Origin of the sequence: Runella defluvii (assembly GCF_014195535.1) — a bacterium.
Taxonomy (GTDB): domain Bacteria; phylum Bacteroidota; class Bacteroidia; order Cytophagales; family Spirosomataceae; genus Runella; species Runella defluvii.
Genome location: NZ_JACIBY010000002.1, coordinates 228,206 through 244,360, shown reverse-complemented (window position 1 = coordinate 244,360; position 16,155 = coordinate 228,206). Strand labels below are relative to the sequence as shown.

At 45.5% G+C, this 16,155-nt stretch carries 14 protein-coding genes; 8 read left to right on the top strand and 6 right to left on the bottom strand.

Features of this window, described 5'->3' with window-relative positions; translation table 11 throughout:
• Positions 1 to 10: 10 nt before the first annotated feature.
• A complete protein-coding gene (locus tag FHS57_RS05785; RefSeq protein WP_310586973.1) occupies positions 11 to 1,243 on the bottom strand; it encodes an HD domain-containing protein in 1,233 nt (410 codons plus the stop codon).
• A 66-nt stretch (positions 1,244 to 1,309) separates the two neighbouring features.
• On the opposite strand from FHS57_RS05785, the gene FHS57_RS05780 reads away from it, so the two are divergent.
• From FHS57_RS05780 to hisIE, 3 genes are all read left to right on the top strand, one after another.
• Complete coding sequence (locus tag FHS57_RS05780; protein WP_183971942.1) at positions 1,310 to 2,014, top strand: peptidylprolyl isomerase; 705 nt, start codon at positions 1,310 to 1,312, stop codon at positions 2,012 to 2,014.
• 386 nt (positions 2,015 to 2,400) lie between these two features.
• A complete protein-coding gene (locus FHS57_RS05775; RefSeq protein WP_183971941.1) occupies positions 2,401 to 3,564 on the top strand; it encodes a sigma-54-dependent transcriptional regulator in 1,164 nt (387 codons plus the stop codon).
• A 44-nt stretch (positions 3,565 to 3,608) separates the two neighbouring features.
• Positions 3,609 to 4,214 carry a bifunctional phosphoribosyl-AMP cyclohydrolase/phosphoribosyl-ATP diphosphatase HisIE gene (hisIE, locus tag FHS57_RS05770; RefSeq protein WP_183971940.1) on the top strand — a complete coding sequence of 202 codons (606 nt, stop codon included), beginning with the start codon at positions 3,609 to 3,611 and terminating at the stop codon, positions 4,212 to 4,214.
• Between the two features lie 54 nt (positions 4,215 to 4,268).
• On the opposite strand, the gene FHS57_RS05765 is transcribed toward hisIE, so the two are convergent.
• From FHS57_RS05765 to FHS57_RS05755, 3 genes are read right to left on the bottom strand one after another with little or no spacing between them, the layout of a single operon-like run.
• Positions 4,269 to 6,602, bottom strand: coding sequence for an ATP-dependent helicase (locus FHS57_RS05765; RefSeq protein WP_183971939.1), 2,334 nt, complete (start codon positions 6,600 to 6,602; stop codon positions 4,269 to 4,271).
• Positions 6,603 to 6,662: 60 nt separating this feature from the next.
• Positions 6,663 to 7,697 (bottom strand): cytochrome d ubiquinol oxidase subunit II, encoded by a 1,035-nt coding sequence (cydB, locus tag FHS57_RS05760; protein WP_183971938.1) that lies wholly within the window; start codon positions 7,695 to 7,697, stop codon positions 6,663 to 6,665.
• A gap of 17 nt (positions 7,698 to 7,714) precedes the next feature.
• A complete protein-coding gene (locus FHS57_RS05755; RefSeq protein WP_183971937.1) occupies positions 7,715 to 9,091 on the bottom strand; it encodes a cytochrome ubiquinol oxidase subunit I in 1,377 nt (458 codons plus the stop codon).
• A 310-nt stretch (positions 9,092 to 9,401) separates the two neighbouring features.
• On the opposite strand from FHS57_RS05755, the gene FHS57_RS05750 reads away from it, so the two are divergent.
• Positions 9,402 to 9,734, top strand: coding sequence for a hypothetical protein (locus tag FHS57_RS05750; protein WP_183971936.1), 333 nt, complete (start codon positions 9,402 to 9,404; stop codon positions 9,732 to 9,734).
• Between the two features lie 252 nt (positions 9,735 to 9,986).
• Complete coding sequence (locus tag FHS57_RS05745; protein WP_183971935.1) at positions 9,987 to 10,469, top strand: Imm30 family immunity protein; 483 nt, start codon at positions 9,987 to 9,989, stop codon at positions 10,467 to 10,469.
• A 115-nt stretch (positions 10,470 to 10,584) separates the two neighbouring features.
• Here FHS57_RS05745 and recG read toward each other — a convergent pair whose 3' ends face one another.
• Together recG and FHS57_RS05735 are read right to left on the bottom strand one after the other, a co-directional pair.
• The gene (gene recG, locus FHS57_RS05740) at positions 10,585 to 12,693 is read right to left on the bottom strand and encodes an ATP-dependent DNA helicase RecG (protein WP_183971934.1); all 2,109 of its coding nucleotides are present in this window, start codon (positions 12,691 to 12,693) and stop codon (positions 10,585 to 10,587) included.
• A gap of 100 nt (positions 12,694 to 12,793) precedes the next feature.
• The gene (locus FHS57_RS05735) at positions 12,794 to 13,015 is read right to left on the bottom strand and encodes a hypothetical protein (protein ID WP_183971933.1); all 222 of its coding nucleotides are present in this window, start codon (positions 13,013 to 13,015) and stop codon (positions 12,794 to 12,796) included.
• A gap of 92 nt (positions 13,016 to 13,107) precedes the next feature.
• On the opposite strand from FHS57_RS05735, the gene FHS57_RS05730 reads away from it, so the two are divergent.
• From FHS57_RS05730 to FHS57_RS05720, 3 genes are all read left to right on the top strand, one after another.
• On the top strand, positions 13,108 to 13,968 hold the full coding sequence (locus FHS57_RS05730) for a sugar phosphate isomerase/epimerase family protein (RefSeq protein ID WP_183971932.1): 861 nt from the start codon (positions 13,108 to 13,110) through the stop codon (positions 13,966 to 13,968).
• Positions 13,969 to 14,031: 63 nt separating this feature from the next.
• Positions 14,032 to 14,961 carry a sugar phosphate isomerase/epimerase family protein gene (locus tag FHS57_RS05725; RefSeq protein WP_183971931.1) on the top strand — a complete coding sequence of 310 codons (930 nt, stop codon included), beginning with the start codon at positions 14,032 to 14,034 and terminating at the stop codon, positions 14,959 to 14,961.
• A 67-nt stretch (positions 14,962 to 15,028) separates the two neighbouring features.
• Positions 15,029 to 15,649 (top strand): ABC transporter ATP-binding protein, encoded by a 621-nt coding sequence (locus FHS57_RS05720; RefSeq protein WP_183971930.1) that lies wholly within the window; start codon positions 15,029 to 15,031, stop codon positions 15,647 to 15,649.
• The last annotated feature ends 506 nt before the right edge of the window (positions 15,650 to 16,155 follow it).

Sequence of the window (16,155 nt, the reverse complement as noted above, 5' to 3'; positions counted from 1 at the left end):
ACGGTCACAATTAAGACTGCAAAGTTAGGGGTTTCATCCAACAAACATAATACTTTCGGACAATATTACTCAGTGCCTTAATTGTCGGTAAATCAGAGGCATCAGCAATATCGCATACGCTGCCATCTTTCATTTTGATAAGAATGCGTTCTTTGCTCGAAACATAGGCCGCATTGCTCGATTCGCCCAGCACCAAAAAATAGTCATGCCAACTGTCCGAAATGCCTTGTTGGCGCAGTTGTTCGTGGATTTCTTGCAACTGATTTTGGTCAAATGGCGTGCTTGAAAACTGTATTTTGTACAATTTTCGGTCAAGTAAATGTTGACAAATCATGGAAAGTACGCGGTCATTGTGAGCAGCCCATACTTTCAAACAACCCCAGACGTCGTAATCGTCGATGTTGGTAAAAGATTGCAAGCACTGAGGGTTTTCTTTGAATTGTTGCAAGGTAATGTTCTGACGAAGAAATAGCCCAAAATCCTTGGGCGCAAAGATGTCTTCGCCACTTCTGGCCAACTCGCGTGCGCGCCTGATGGCCTGAATTAACATGGTTTCGGCACAAATGGATGTTTTGTGAAGATACACTTGCCAATACATGAGACGCCGCGCATTTAGAAAATTTTCGATGCTTAATATGCCTTTGGACTCTACAACAAGTTGGTCGTCAACCACATCCAGCATTTTGATAATGCGCTCGGTACCGATGGCACCTTCAGCTACGCCCGTAAAAAAACAGTCGCGGTTGAGGTAATCCATACGATCCATGTCCAATTGGCTGGAAATCAGTTGGTGAAAAAACTGCCGTGGATAGCTACCCTCAAACATCTGAATGGCCATTTCGAGCCGCCCGTCCAGCTGGCGGTTGAGTTCTTTCATAATTTCCAGCGAAAGGTATTCGTGGTGGACGTCGTTTAAAATGGTTTTTTCCAACACGTGAGAAAACGGCCCGTGCCCGATGTCATGCAGCAAAATTGCGATTTGGGCGGCTTCCCATTCGGCTTCCCAAATTAGGTGGCCTTTGGTGCGCAGGGTGGAGAGGGCTTGCCCCATGAGGTGCATGGCGCCAAGGGCGTGGTGAAAACGGGTATGCAGTGCGCCAGGATAGACCAGCTCGGCCATCCCTAGTTGCCGAATGCGCCGAAGCCGCTGGAAAAAAGGGTGTTGGATAAGGTCAAAGACCAAATCAGACGGAATGCTGATGAATCCATAAACGGGGTCGTTAAAAATCTTTCGTTTGTTCACGTCTGAGTAAATTTGGGAAACGGAATTTTTGAGTGCAATTTCGTGAAAAAATACCTCCATTACCTAATGAAACACGTTGCTCTTTCCTTTTTCGTCGTCTTGAGTACGGTGGCTTTTGCTCAAAAAAAAACCAAAAAAGCTGAAGTGGTCACAATTCACACCTCGTTTGGTGACATGGCAGCCATTTTGCACGAGCAGACGCCGCTTCACAAGGCCAATTTTTTAAAATTAGCCAAAGAACACTTTTACGATAGCTTGCTTTTTCACCGCATCATCGAAAACTTTATGATTCAGGGGGGAGACCCTAATTCCAAAAACGCCAAACCAGGCGACCGCTTGGGTGGGGGCGGGGGCAATATGGAGCGAATTCCTGCGGAGTTTCGTCCCGATTTGTTTCATAAGAAGGGGGCGTTGGCAGCCGCAAGGGATAATAACCCCGAAAAAAAGTCATCGGCTTGCCAGTTTTATATTGTCCAGGGAAAAGTATATAACGATACTGAACTCGATGCTCAGTTACGTCGGGCGGTAGGGACACGACAAGCAACACCTGCGCAGCGAGAAGTGTATAAAACAATAGGTGGTACGCCGCATTTGGACGGGAATTATACTGTTTTTGGGCAAGTGATAAGTGGTATATCGGTGCTCGATAGCATTGCGCATCAACGCCGCGATGGCTCCGATCGACCATTAAAAGATGTGCGGATGAGCATGAGCGTAGAGAAAATGAAAAAGAAAAAAATTGCCAAACGCTACGGGTATCGGTTTGAATAAGACCTTCATACTGGGTGCAGTTATCTGTTGCTCGTTCTGATCAGGGCTAAAGCCCTAAGTTGTACTTTTTCTTAGACCCCAGCCTAAAGGCGTGGGGTTTAAGGAGTCACAGATTATTGACAACATCTAGTTTGATTTTGTATGATTGCTTAGAAAGCCCCATGGGGGTGACCTCTTTCACCGAGCATTGGCCGCCTCGATGGGGCTTTGTGGAGGGGGGTATTTACATTTTCTATAAATGTTTCGTCTCTCCGAGGCTATTTCTTTAAATGCGTTTAACCTGTTATTCGATTGAAGTTTTCTAAATTGTTGGAAAAGTAACTTTCTTTCGCGTTATTTTCCCGATGGGTTTACTAACTTTGCCCATTAACTTATTTCTACGACTGATGGCAAAAATCCTGATTGTGGATGACGAGAAAAGTATCCGTGCTGCCCTGCGTGATATTTTAGAATACGAAGATTATGAGGTTGAAGAGGCCAAAGATGGAGAAGAAGGTCTCTATATGATTCTCAATAATCATTACGATGTGGCGCTCTGCGATATTAAAATGCCAAAATTGGAGGGCCTTGAGGTGCTTCTAAAAGCTGGTGAAGCAGGCCGAGCGACGCAATTTATTATGATTTCGGCTTTTGGTAGTGTCGAAAATGCCGTAGAGGCTACCAAGCGTGGTGCGTATGATTTTATCACCAAACCACCTGATTTGAATCGCCTGCTGGTTTCGGTTCGTAATGCCATTGAGAAAGCCAAATTGGTCGCGGAAACTGTTGATCTCAGAAAACGTATTTTCAAAATCAACGAAATCGTGGGTGAGTCGGCCCCGATTCGTAAGGTCAAAGAAACCATTAGCCGTGTGGCACCTACCGAAGCGCGTGTGCTCATTACGGGAGCCAACGGTTCGGGGAAAGAAATGGTAGCCAAGCAAATTCACGAGCGGAGCAACCGCGTTAATAAACCTTTGATTGAGGTAAACTGTGCCGCAATTCCGAGCGAATTGATTGAAAGTGAGCTTTTTGGTTACGAGAAAGGAGCGTTTACGGGGGCTGTAAAACAACGTATCGGAAAGTTTGAACAAGCCGATGGTGGAACACTCTTTTTGGACGAGATTGGTGATATGAGCTTGTCGGCGCAGGCCAAAGTGTTGAGAGCGTTGCAGGAAAGTAAAATAACCCGCGTGGGTGGAGATAAAGAAATCAAAATTAATGTTCGGGTGATTGCGGCGACCAACAAAGACCTCAAACGTGAGATTGCAGAAGGAGGTTTCCGCGAAGACTTATACCACCGCCTGAACGTTATCCCGATTCACGTACCGCCGTTGGCCGAACGCCGCGAAGATATTCCGTTGTTGGCCGAAAAATTCTTGTACGATATTTCGCAAGAATATGGTGGTGTGCCCAAAGAAATTATGGAAGATGCCATGACCCACCTAAAATCCTTGCCATGGACGGGTAACGTCCGTGAATTGCGCAACGTCATTGAGCGTTTGGTGATTATGTGCGGCGACGAAATCTTGCTCGAAGACGTCCGTTTGTATGCAAGCTTTGGGAGTTAGTCTAACTTATTAAACGTTTTTTAGTAACTGGTGCTTTGGCACACATGATAATGGAAATCAATTTTTCAAAATCTCCCGACGGTTTGGTTCCTGCCGTTGTTCAAGATGAAGAAACGGGGAAAGTACTCATGGTTGGGTATATGAACGCGGAAGCATTGGCTAAAACCGAAGCCGAAAAAGTAGTCACGTTTTTTAGCCGTTCTAAGCAAAGACTTTGGACCAAAGGCGAAACTTCAGGTCATTTTTTACAAGTAAAAACAGTTTTGGTGGACTGCGACCAAGACACGATTTTGGTAAAAGCACATCCAATTGGCCCTACTTGTCATACGGGTGCGGATACTTGTTTTTTTGAGAAAAATGAAGGTAAAGCTTCATTTTTGAATTACCTACAAAAGCAAATCATTCGCGACCGTAAAAATAATCCTTCGGACGCGTCATATACGAGTAAACTTTTTGCCCGTGGAGTCAATAAAATTGCCCAAAAAGTGGGCGAAGAAGCCGTGGAATTGGTGATTGAAGCCAAAGATTCTAACGATGACTTGTTTAAAGGGGAAGCGGCCGATTTGTTATTCCATTACCTGATTCTTCTCGAACAACGTGGGTTGGATTTGGACGATATTGTGGACGTGTTAAAAACGAGACACAAATAAAAACATTTTGTGCATCAGGGTACTCATACCCTGATGTACAAAAATCACGTATTGCTACCGTAAAATTCTCAGCTTCGCAAAACTCAGTAGTAGGGTTTTTTCTCCCGTTGTATCAAAATGAATAATGGCTTTGCGGTCGGTACCGTTGACGTCCATTTTCTTCACCGTTCCTTTCCCAAATTTCGGGTGTTCTACGCGATTGCCTTCTTCCAAAGTTGAAGTATCACTTGCCACAAAAGGCTCGCTCGATGTATTGGCGCCGTTGGTCGGTGGGGGAGGAGTCGGCACCTTGGGACTGGATACTCCAGCTGAACTTTTAACCGTTTCGGTCGTTCCTTTTGGAGTTTGAGAAGTACGGTTGGCTATCTGACGAATAAAATTCATCGACGACGGCTCCGCATTGTTACGGTAGTCGTCCATGCCCCCCGAACGACGCCCTTTCGTCATCATCAAAAAGCGCTGGTCAACTTCAAACAAAAAGCGGCTAGGTTCGCACATATTGAGGCGGCCCCAGTTGTAGCGACTTTCGGCGTACGAAAACGTGAGTTTGGTTTCGGCGCGGGTGATGGCCACGTAAAATAGCCGCCGTTCTTCTTCCAAATCCTCGCGCTTTTCGAGCATCATTTGGCTCGGAAATAGCCCTTCTTCCAACCCTACGACATATACATTTTTAAATTCAAGTCCCTTCGCACCGTGAATTGTCATCAAAGTTACGCGGTCAGTGTCGCCATCGTCGTCGCTTTCGTCGGCGGTGGTCAACAGTGATACCGTTTGTAAAAACGAACTCAAGGTTTTGTCCTCATTGTCGGGGTTATCGACAAACTCTTTGATGGCGTTCAGCAATTCTTGCACGTTTTCGTAGCGGCTCAAGCCTTCCACGGTTTTGTCTTCGTACAATTCCCGCAAAATCCCCGAGGCTTTGGCCACGTGAGAGGCAACAGCGTAAGCATCTTTGCCTTCTTCCAGCAAAATTTTGAAACTCTTTATCAAGGTAGCGAAGCTCTCAATGGGCAAGGTAGCACGCCCCGCCACATACCGCGAGATATTAGAAACTACTTCCCAAATCGGCACGCGGTGTTCGGCGGCAGAGACGGAAATTTTGGCCACTGTCGTATCTCCAATGCCGCGTTTGGGCAAGTTAATAATTCGCTTAAAAGCTTCCTCGTCGTTTTGGTTCACGATAAAACGCAAGTACGCCAACAAGTCCTTGATTTCTTTACGTTGGTAGAACGACAATCCTCCAATGATTCGGTACTTGATATTGAGTCGGCGGAGGGCTTCTTCAAAAGCCCGTGATTGGGCATTGGTGCGGTACAAAATCGCGAAATCGGTGTTGCGTAAGCCTTTGTTTACTTTTTCTTCAAAAATCGCCGTCGCAATCAATCGCCCTTCTTCGTTGTCCGAACTCGCTTTCACCACGTCAATCAATCCTCCTTCCTCGTTGGTGGTAAACACGTTCTTTTTGAACTGCGCTTTGTTTCTGGCAATCACCGAGTTGGCTGCGTTCACAATGGTTTGGGTCGAACGGTAATTTTGCTCCAACTTCACCACCCGTACTTCGGGGAAATCGCGCTCAAAATTGAGAATATTCTGAATGTTAGCTCCACGGAAGGCATAGATACTTTGGGCATCGTCGCCTACCACGGCAATGTTCCGATGTACCGCCGACAGCTTTTTGGTAATCAGGTACTGCGCCACGTTGGTATCCTGAAACTCATCGACCATCACGTACTGGAATTTGTGCTGGTACTTGTTCAAAATTTCAGGAAAATCGCGAAAAAGCACGTTGGTATTGAACAACAAGTCGTCAAAATCCATCGCATTGGCCTGAAAACAGCGCGTGGTGTAGGCTTTGTACAAACGGCCGATTTCGGGCAATTTTGCTGCTTCGTCGTCGGCCCGAAACAACGGGTTTGCCAAGTAGTCATCGGCCGAAATAAGGTTATTCTTGGCCCCCGAAATACGGTTAAAAACGACGTTGGCTTTGTAGGTTTTGTCGTCGAGGTTAAGCTCTTTGACAATGCTCTTAATCAGCGATTTAGAGTCGTCGGTATCATAAATGGAAAAATCGGAAGTATAGCCCAAAAAACGTGCTTCGATGCGGAGGATTTTGGCAAACACCGCGTGAAACGTTCCCATCCAGATGTTCCGTGCTTCGTACCCGACCACTTTCTCGATACGCGCGCGCATTTCGCCTGCGGCTTTGTTGGTAAACGTCAGCGATAAAATCCGAAATGGATCCACGCCATTTTCAATCAAATGGGCAATTCTGAAGGTCAGCACTCGTGTCTTGCCCGAACCCGCACCCGCAATAATCATCAACGGCCCTGGGCCGTGCGTTACGGCTTGGGCTTGGGGTTCGTTGAGGCCACTTAAATAATCAATCATTTACGTCATTTTTTTACACTACCACAAAGTTAGAGGAAAAGTTTGGGAGTCGTGTACAAATCAATAACTGCTGTCGTCCAAGCGCACTTTTCCTCGAAAAGTCCAAAACACAAAAGCGGTATAAGTCGCAACCAAAGGTACTCCAATAGCGGCAATAAGCAGGAGTGTTTTCAAGGTTTTGGGAGAAGAAGCACCGTTAAAAACCGTTAGATGAAAACGGGCATCAAGCGTCGAAAGCATGATGTTTGGGTACAAACCTACGGCTACCAGTAACATCAGCGATGCCGTGACCAAGGTAGAGGAAACAAACGCCCAACGATAACGACGTGCCGAAATCTGGCGCGTGATGTTGGCCGTAGCCACTATCGCCAGCAATGGAACGCCGAACATGTACGGTATTTCTTTGTAACGTGCTACCATGTGGGGTACAAATAGTAGCGTCACCACCGACGTAAGGGCAAACATGAGTACGAAGAAAATGGTGGTATTTTTAACCAAAATCGTGAGTTTGGCGTACAGTCGATTTTCGGTTTTCATGACCAAGTAAATCGCCCCGTGCATCATAAAAAGTGCCAAAGTGGTCACCGCTACTAGCAACGAATAGGGGTTGAAAAAGTCGAGCAACGTTCCGCGATAGGCATAGCTTTGATCCACAGCAATTCCTTGAATAACGTTGCCGAGTACCAAACCCAGCGCCAAGGCAATGGCAATCGACGCAAAACTATAACTAATATCCCAAAGCTGACGCCACCATTTCATGGGTTCTTTAGAACGAAATTCTATCGAAATGGCCCGTAAAATAAGCATGACCAAAAACACCATAAATAGCTCATAGAAAGCCGAGAAAACGGTGGCATAAACCACTGGAAAACCCGCAAATAAGGCTCCACCACCAATCACTAACCAGACTTCGTTGCCATCCCACACGGGGCCAATGGCATTGAGTGCGATTCGGCGGCTTTCTTCTTTCTTGAAAAACAAATGCAACGCCCCTGCTCCTAAATCAAAGCCATCTAAAATAGCGTAACCGCTAAAAACACCTCCAACGACCAAAAACCACCAAGTTGGGAGGTCGATTCCTAAAATTGTTTCCATGATTTTAAGCGTAAGGATTAGAGAATCGGATTATCACGTTTTGAATATAATGGCACTTCTTCTACATGGTGCGCGTCGTCAACGGGGCCGTGTTTGATTTTTTTGTTGAGCAAATACAAAAATAATGCAAACAACAGCGCATACACCACCGTAAATAGAATGAGCGAAAAGAGCACTTGCTCGGCGCGTAATGCTTGCGACAACGCATCCGAAGTACGCAACAGGCCATACACCACCCACGGTTGACGCCCTACCTCCGCCGCGTACCAGCCCATTTGGTTGGCGATTTGGGGCAGTAACACCGACCACGCAAACACCTGCAACAACCACCGATGGTCAAAGAGTTTGCCGCGCCACCATAAAAAAGAAGCCAACAGTGTCAGGCCAATCAACGCCATACCGATGCTTACCATGATGTGGTACGTCTGAAACACAAAATTAACGGCACTCGGGCGGTCGTTGGGCGCAAAAGATTTTAATCCTTTGACGGGCGTTGTAAAGTCACCGTGAATCAAATACGTAAGTCCTTTGGGAATACTGATTCCCGAAATCGTTTCTTTACGCGCATCGACCCAGCCCAATAAGTACATATCGGCGACGGCCAACGAATCGTAATGTCCTTCAAAAGCGGCTAGTTTGGCAGGTTGATTTTTGGCCACGCCATCGGCCGAACGGTGTCCCGTAAATAATTGCATCAATCCAGCGACGGTTGCAACCACCAATGCTATTTTAAAACCTGCTTTGGCGATGGCTTCGTGGCGTTTTTTGAGAAGATAATAGGCATTGACGCTCAACACCAAAAACGAACCTGCCAGCAACGACCCCACCAAAACGTGTGCCAGGCGCTCCATGCTCGAAGGGTTAAAAACCATCTCCCAAAAATCGGTCACGACGGCACGAGCGTTCAGACCCGTTCCTTCGATCTTAAACCCTGCGGGAGTTTGTTGCCAAGAGTTGGCTACCACAATCCAGATGGCCGAAAACATCGAGCCTAATGCCACCATGATGGTAGAAAAGAAGTGGACTTTGGGGCTAACCCGATTCCATCCAAACAATAAAATCCCTAAAAACCCTGATTCTAAGGCAAAGGCGAAAATGCCTTCGGCGGCGAGCGCACTCCCAAAAATATCGCCCACATAACGGGAATAAACGGCCCAATTGGTGCCAAATTCAAATTCCATCACAATGCCCGTAGCTACGCCTATTCCGAAAATAAGCGCAAAAATACGAATCCAAAAGCGGGTCATTTGTTCGTAGATACGTTCGCCTGTACGCAGGTAAAGTCCTTCCATAATGACCAAAACCACGCCCAAACCAATACTTAACGGAGGATATATGTAATGAAAAGCGACGGTAAATGCGAATTGAATCCGCGAGAGTAATACAGCATCCATACGCGCGAGAAATTGATAAAACCATTCTTTCTTTGGTAACACAAAAAAAGGTACTTTCCTCAGAGCTTTGGCGTTTTTTTATGCTATTTTTTTGGGACAAGTTTTTTGCTTGATTGAGCGAGCAATTATGTGGTAGATTTTGGTAAAATTGAATTCACTGTTAACGCATACGCCCCCAGTTATGTAAATCAAAAGTCACAATAACCCTTGATTAGAATGGCAAAATCAAGCAATTTTGATACTTTCTGAGTGCTCAAGGCACTTTTAGAAAATGTTTTTTAACCACTTTTAAATATAAATCATCATTAAAATGTCGACATTAGATCTAAAACAACGACTAATTAATAGTAGGAAGTTTGAAAAAGAAAGTGATTACCAAGTTGTTGAAGAAATATATAGATTGTATAATAGTAGTTTCTTCAATGAAAAAAATGTAGAAATTTTAATGTATGGACTAGATGATAATAGCGAGGACTTAGAAAGTACCAATAGCTTAATTGAAATTATATTTAGTATGTCAGAGAAAGGGGGAGTGGGTGTCGTTTCTGAGCGATTGTCTTTAATAGTGCTTTCAAATATAACCGCTTGTATGCCACATGCAAAATTACATTTAAAAAGGATTATAGGAATTGTCATTTCATAGGAAAATATTGAAAATTTTCTAGCACTAATACCTATTTGTCAAGAAAATGCCATTTTGAATAGCATTTTACAAGATTTAAACGAAGATGAAAATTTTAATACAAGTTGGATATTTCGAAAAAATTTGGTAAAATCAATCTTTAAAATAACGGCATAGGTATTTAATAATCAGTGATTTGAAAAATAACAGTCCTCATTTTAATAAGTTTCAACCATAAAATATTCAACAGTGAGTACAATAAAATATATTTCTTTGAAAAAACGACTAATTGTTTCGAGAAAATTATCAAAAGACAGTGATTTTGAAGTTTACGAAGACGTTTTTGAATTCGAAAATACTTATAACACGCTCAGATTAGTAGAAATTTTATTTCATGGATTCGATGATAATACCGAAAATTATGAAATACAAAATTCCTTACTTAATTACATAATAAGAATACTAAAAAACTATTCAGTAAATGAACAACTACAGGTAATAGTAACAAATAGAAGCTGTTTTTACCCACATGCTAAGAAATGGTTTTTGTCGTTTCTCTGTAAATATATCTTAGAGAAAGATAACTTATCAAATGTATTCGATATATTTCAAAAATATATCTCAATTAAAGAAACAATTGAAATATTAAACGATTTAAAAATATTTACAGACGATTTGCCGTTTGAAGAGATAAAATATAATTTACAATATTTAATTGAAGAAATGAATACAAAAATATCTAATTACAATTTATAAATTCCTTTTAACAAATACTATCTTCGATAGCACGCGCAGCTCGTTCTGATATTTTTAGACCTCGAACCTAGTTGCTAGAAACCTAGAAATAAACATCATGAGCCTCACCCCTCCCCTAACTAATTCGACTCCAGTTAGTTTCCTCCTTTCGAAGTGAGTCAATGTGGCTGCGGATGGGCTCGTTTTTAGGGAGTATCAAATCGGGGTCTTCTTGCAAAATCTCGTCGGCAGCTTCGCGGGCGGCTTTTAATACGGCACCGTCTTTGGCCAAATCGGCCAACAACAAATCCATCAAACCGCTTTGCTGCGTACCCGTTAGGTCGCCCGGGCCGCGTAATTTTAAGTCCACGTCGGCAATGTCGAAACCATTGTTGGTTGCGCAGAGCGTATCAATCCGAATGCGGGTATCTTTGCTGAGTTTTACGCCCGTCATCAGATAACAATAGCTCTGCTCGGCCCCACGACCCACGCGCCCACGCAACTGATGCAACTGCGACAGCCCAAACCGCTCGGCACTTTCGATGACCATCACCGACGCATTCGGGACGTTTACCCCTACTTCAATCACCGTCGTGGCCACCATAATTTGCGTTTCGCCTTTCACAAAGCGCTGCATTTCAAAGTCTTTCTCGTAAGGAAACAGCTTGCCGTGTACCATGCTAATGTGGTACTCAGGAAATGTCCGCTGAATACTTTCGTAGCCTTCCATCAGGTTGTTGTAATCCAGCTTTTCGGATTCTTCGATGAGTGGATACACGATATACACCTGACGACCCTTGCGGATTTCCTCCTTTACCCGCCCAAACATCGCTAGGCGTTTTGTCTCAAAGTAATGAACCGTCTCAATCGGCTTACGGCCTGCGGGTAGCTCGTCGATGATACTCAAATCCAAATCCCCGTAGAGGGTCATGGCCAACGTGCGCGGAATCGGCGTGGCGGTCATCACCAAAATATGCGGGTGAATGGTTTCGTTTTTGGCCCACATTTTGGCCCGCTGCGCCACCCCAAAACGGTGTTGCTCGTCGATGATACATAGCCCTAAATTTTTGAACTGTACCGTATCTTCCAACAGCGCGTGCGTGCCTACTGCAATGTGGATGCTGCCATCTTGCAAGCCTGGTAAGACGATTTTGCGGCCTTTTTTGGTGGTAGAACCCGTCAAAAGCGAGATGTTTATCCCCAGCGCGTCACAGAAAGGCTTTAGGCCACGGTAGTGTTGGTCGGCCAAAATTTCGGTGGGAGCCATGAGACAGGCCTGTGCGCCGTTGTCGATGGCCATAAGCATCGAGATAAACGCCACAATCGTTTTACCACTTCCCACGTCGCCCTGCAAGAGGCGGTTCATTTGTTTGCCCGACTTAAAATCGTCGTGGATTTCGCGCAACACGCGTTTTTGAGCGTTGGTAAGTCCAAACGGCAAGTGCTGTTGGTAAAACGTTTTTAGCATATCAAGGTTGCCAAAAACCTGCCCAGGGTACTCGCGTTTTTGCAGGAGTTTGTTTTTGAGCAACCGCAATTGGTTGTAAAACAACTCCTCAAACTTCAATCGGCGCAGGGCTTGCGTGAGGGCGTATTGGCTATCGGGCAAATGAATGCCCCACATAGCCTCGGCTTTGGGTAAAAGGCGATATTTTTGTACCAACTCTTGCGGCAGCGTTTCGCGAAAATGAGGCGTAGCTTGTTCTAACAAACTCCGCATGATTTTACTCAAAAACCGACTGTCGAGGTATTTCTTACGGAGTGTTTCCGTTAAGTTGTAAACGGGTTGAAAATAGCCACCTCCTTCGTTTTCAGGATTGATGGTTTCGAGGTCGGGATGGCTAAAATTGAAGCGCTGCCCAAACCGCTGCGGTTTGCCGTAGGCAATGTATTCGCCGCCTTCTTTGAGGTGTTTGAGGTGCCAGTCAATGCTTTGGAAAAAGACAAACTCCACGATGCCCGTGCCATCAGTAAACTCCACGGTAAGCCGCCGTTTGTGGCCTTCGCCTATGACGGTCATGCTCCTAATGCGGCCTTTCAACTGTGCCGCCGACATCGTGTCATTCAGCTCGCTAATGCGTTGAAATGACGTTCTGTCTTCGTGGCGAAACGGGTAATATTGTACTAAATCACCAAAGGTAAATAGCTTCAGTTCTTTGTTGAGAGTAACCGCCCGGGTAGGGCCGACTCCCTTCAAAAACTCAATTTTAGTATCGAAAAACTGGGTATTGATTCGTTGGCTCATTAAAGCTTTTGACTACTTTGGTATGAATTTGCTTTCAGGAACTCATATATCTCTTTGAAATGGTCGCGAAACCTTTCTGTTACCTCAACTGGATAAGGATTTACTTCCATTCGACCATTTCTTTTTTAAAATTCTCAAATGATATGCGTTTATCTGTCAGAGCATCTTCTAAGTACGCCTCTAGCTCTTGAGGAGACATGGCATTCCCTCCAATAAATTCATCTTCCGAAATTTCAATTTTTTCGACGTGGAGCCTCTTGGCTAACTGAACGACAAGTTCCACATCTTCTTTACTCAGAATTTCTAATCTCACGACTGTCATGGTCTTGTTTTTTTAGTAAAAGTAACCTTTAAAGAGTATTTTTCCAACAATTCTTCGCTTTTGGTACTAACGTCCAAGCTCCTCCGTTTTCTATGAATCGTCGCGATGCCCTCCGCCAAACGGCGCTCCTAAGTGCCACTTATTTCACGGCTCCTTTTGACCGCCTTACTGATCCGCTCCGACGTGGTTATCCGCTGGGTGCTTGCGATTGGTCTTTGCAACGGGCCTGTAATCCAGCCGTTTTTGCGTATGCCAAAAAGATAGGACTGGATGGTGTACAACTCAGTTATAATTCTCGCTCCGACGAAAGTTATCTTCTACGCCCCGAGAACCAACAGGCTATGCGGGAGGCTTCCCAAAATGCAGGGGTTAAGATGGCAAGTTTAGCCATTGGAGAACTCAACCGAGTCCCGCTCAAGTCCGAAGCACGTACCGTTGACTGGATTAGTGGGAGTATCGACGCCGCCAAAGCGCTGGAGGTCAAGGTGGTGCTATTGGCTTTTTTTTCACAGGGTGATTTGCGAAACGACGAGGCAGGGAAAAAGGTGGTCATCGAACGCCTCAAAAGCCTTGCTCCTAAAGCCGAAAAACAGGGAATTACGCTCGCCATTGAGTCGTACCTAAGTGCGCAAGAGCACCTCGACATCATTGAGGCTGTGGGTTCGCCCAACCTCAAGGTGTATTACGACCCGCGCAACGCCGCCGACGCAGGCCACGATCCTTACACCGAAATTCCTTTATTAGGTCAACAAAAACTCATCTGCGAAGTCCACCTCAAAGAAAATGGCAATTTGCTCGGCCAAGGCTCGATTGACTGGCCGAGGATTCGTCAATTGCTCCGACAGATTCGCTTCAAAGGATGGGCGCACATTGAGGGCGCTATGCCTCAAGGTAAAACGCTGGACGAAGCCTATCCCCAAAATGTGCAGTATGCGCGTAAGATTGTTGGGTAAAGCCTCTTTCTTTGTACCCATGAAATAGACCATAATCGTTCATAAAACATTACTACTATCAACATGAATCGTCGTCAATTTATCGGAACCACGTTCGTTGGAAGTACCCTTGCTCCGTCGGCTTTTAGTTCGGTGGGAGTGCCCGTGGTGGCTTCGCCCAAAATTTTTGTTTTCTCCAAAATGTTCCAATGGATTGAGGACTACAACCAACTGGCCGAAACGATTGCGGGGATTGGCTTCGACGGGCTCGACCTTACCGTTCGCCCTGGGGGACACGTCTTGCCCGAGCGCGTAGAGGAAGATTTGCCCAAAGCAGTCGCTGCGTTCAAAAAGCATAAACTTGAAATTCCGATGATGGTGACCACGATTTTGGACGCCGATGCGCAATCGGAACGTATCCTCAAAACGGCCAAGTCGCTTGGAATCAAGCACTATCGCATGGGGTGGTACCCTTACGACCTCAAAAAAGACATTGCTTCCCAAAGCGTCGCCATTGGCCAACGAATCAAAGCCGTGGCAGCGCTCAACGAAAAATACGGCGTGGTAGGTCATTATCAAAACCACTCGGGCAACTATTTTGGGGCGTCGTTATGGGATTTTCATCAACAATTGCAGGGAATTACATCCCAAGCTATTGGCTGCCAGTACGACATCAACCACGCGACCGCCGAGGCGGGTGGGTCGTGGGAAACAGGGCTGCATTTGATTGCTCCCCACATCAAATCGTTGGCCATCAAGGATTTTTATTGGAGAAAAAACAATGACAAATGGGGTAAACTCGGTTGCCCGCTGGGCGAAGGAGTGGTCAACTGGAAACGCTATTTTGAAATTTGGAAGCAGTACAACTTTCAAGTACCCATCACGATGCACTACGAGTACCCGCTCGGTGGAGCAGAAAATGGGGCAAAAAAACTCAGCATTCCGTCGCAAGACCTCATCAGTGCGATGAAGAAAGACTTGGTATTATTTAAAGAATGGGTCTCAAAGGTCTAGGCATTGGCTTTTTAACTTCGGTAAAGTTTTAGACCTTTGCCGAAGTTTTTGGCTTATCTTACTTTTCATGCACCTTCTCATCGACCAACTTGGCAAGCGTTTCAACCGCGAATGGATTTTTAGAAACTTTAGCCACACCCTTCAAAGTGGCAAAAGTTATACGTTTGTGGGACCCAACGGCAGCGGAAAATCGACACTTCTCCAAGTACTTTCGGGCGCTACTCCTTCTAGCGAAGGAAAAATAAACTACATTGTTGACAATCAAACAATTGAAGAAGATAAGTGGTACAAGCAGTTGGTCATTGCCGCACCTTACCTCGAACTCATCGAAGAGTTTACGCTTACCGAACTCCTGAACTTTCACGCGGGCTTTAAGCCCTTCAAACCGTCGATTTCGCAAGCCCAAATCATCGAACAACTGGAGCTCACGGCGTCGAAAGACAAAGCCATCAAGTATTTTTCGTCGGGAATGAAGCAACGTCTGAAACTTGCATTGGCCTTTTATTCGGACGTGCCTGTGGTCATGCTCGACGAGCCCACTTCTAACCTTGACGCGCGCTGGTCGGCTTGGTATTTGGAGCAAGTACAACAGCTTTCGTCCAATCAACTAGTGCTTATTTGCTCCAACGTTCCTGCTGAATACGATTTTTGCGACGAAGTCATCAACGTGGCTGATTATAAGTCCTAAGTGCCCGTGGATTCTCAAATCCACGGAAGAGGTTTCTCAAAACCTCGTTACAAAATCGCGACTACTTGGTTTTGAGAAACCAAGCGGGGTGGTTAGGAGTAACCACCCGCACAAAGCGTGCCCGTGGATTCTCAAATCCACGGAAAGAGGTTTCTCAAAACCTCGTTACAAAATCGCGACTACTTGGTTTTGAGAAACCAAGTGGGGTGGTTAGGAGTAACCACCCGCACAAAAACACCCACACAAAGCGTGCCCGTGGATTCTCAAATCCACGGAGGAGGTTTCTCAAAACCTCGTTACAAAATCGCGACTACTTGGTTTTGAGAAACCGAGTGGGGTGGTTAGGAGTAACCACCCGCACAAAAACACCCGCACAAAGCGTGCCCGTGGATTCTCAAATCCACGGAGGAGGTTTCTCAAAACCTCGTTACAAAATCGCGACTACTTGGTTTTGAGAAACCAAGTGGGGTGGTTAGGAGTAACCACCCGCACAAAAACACCCACAC

Coding starts and splice junctions, on each gene's coding strand:
- FHS57_RS05750 (WP_183971936.1), top strand. CDS start 9,402: ATGTCGACATTAGATCTAAAACAACGACTAATTAATAGTAGGAAGTTT.
- FHS57_RS05780 (WP_183971942.1), top strand. CDS start 1,310: ATGAAACACGTTGCTCTTTCCTTTTTCGTCGTCTTGAGTACGGTGGCT.
- FHS57_RS05735 (WP_183971933.1), bottom strand. CDS start 13,015: ATGACAGTCGTGAGATTAGAAATTCTGAGTAAAGAAGATGTGGAACTT.
- FHS57_RS05765 (WP_183971939.1), bottom strand. CDS start 6,602: ATGATTGATTATTTAAGTGGCCTCAACGAACCCCAAGCCCAAGCCGTA.
- FHS57_RS05725 (WP_183971931.1), top strand. CDS start 14,032: ATGAATCGTCGTCAATTTATCGGAACCACGTTCGTTGGAAGTACCCTT.
- FHS57_RS05720 (WP_183971930.1), top strand. CDS start 15,029: ATGCACCTTCTCATCGACCAACTTGGCAAGCGTTTCAACCGCGAATGG.
- FHS57_RS05730 (WP_183971932.1), top strand. CDS start 13,108: ATGAATCGTCGCGATGCCCTCCGCCAAACGGCGCTCCTAAGTGCCACT.
- hisIE (WP_183971940.1), top strand. CDS start 3,609: ATGATAATGGAAATCAATTTTTCAAAATCTCCCGACGGTTTGGTTCCT.
- FHS57_RS05755 (WP_183971937.1), bottom strand. CDS start 9,091: ATGGATGCTGTATTACTCTCGCGGATTCAATTCGCATTTACCGTCGCT.
- recG (WP_183971934.1), bottom strand. CDS start 12,693: ATGAGCCAACGAATCAATACCCAGTTTTTCGATACTAAAATTGAGTTT.
- FHS57_RS05775 (WP_183971941.1), top strand. CDS start 2,401: ATGGCAAAAATCCTGATTGTGGATGACGAGAAAAGTATCCGTGCTGCC.
- cydB (WP_183971938.1), bottom strand. CDS start 7,697: ATGGAAACAATTTTAGGAATCGACCTCCCAACTTGGTGGTTTTTGGTC.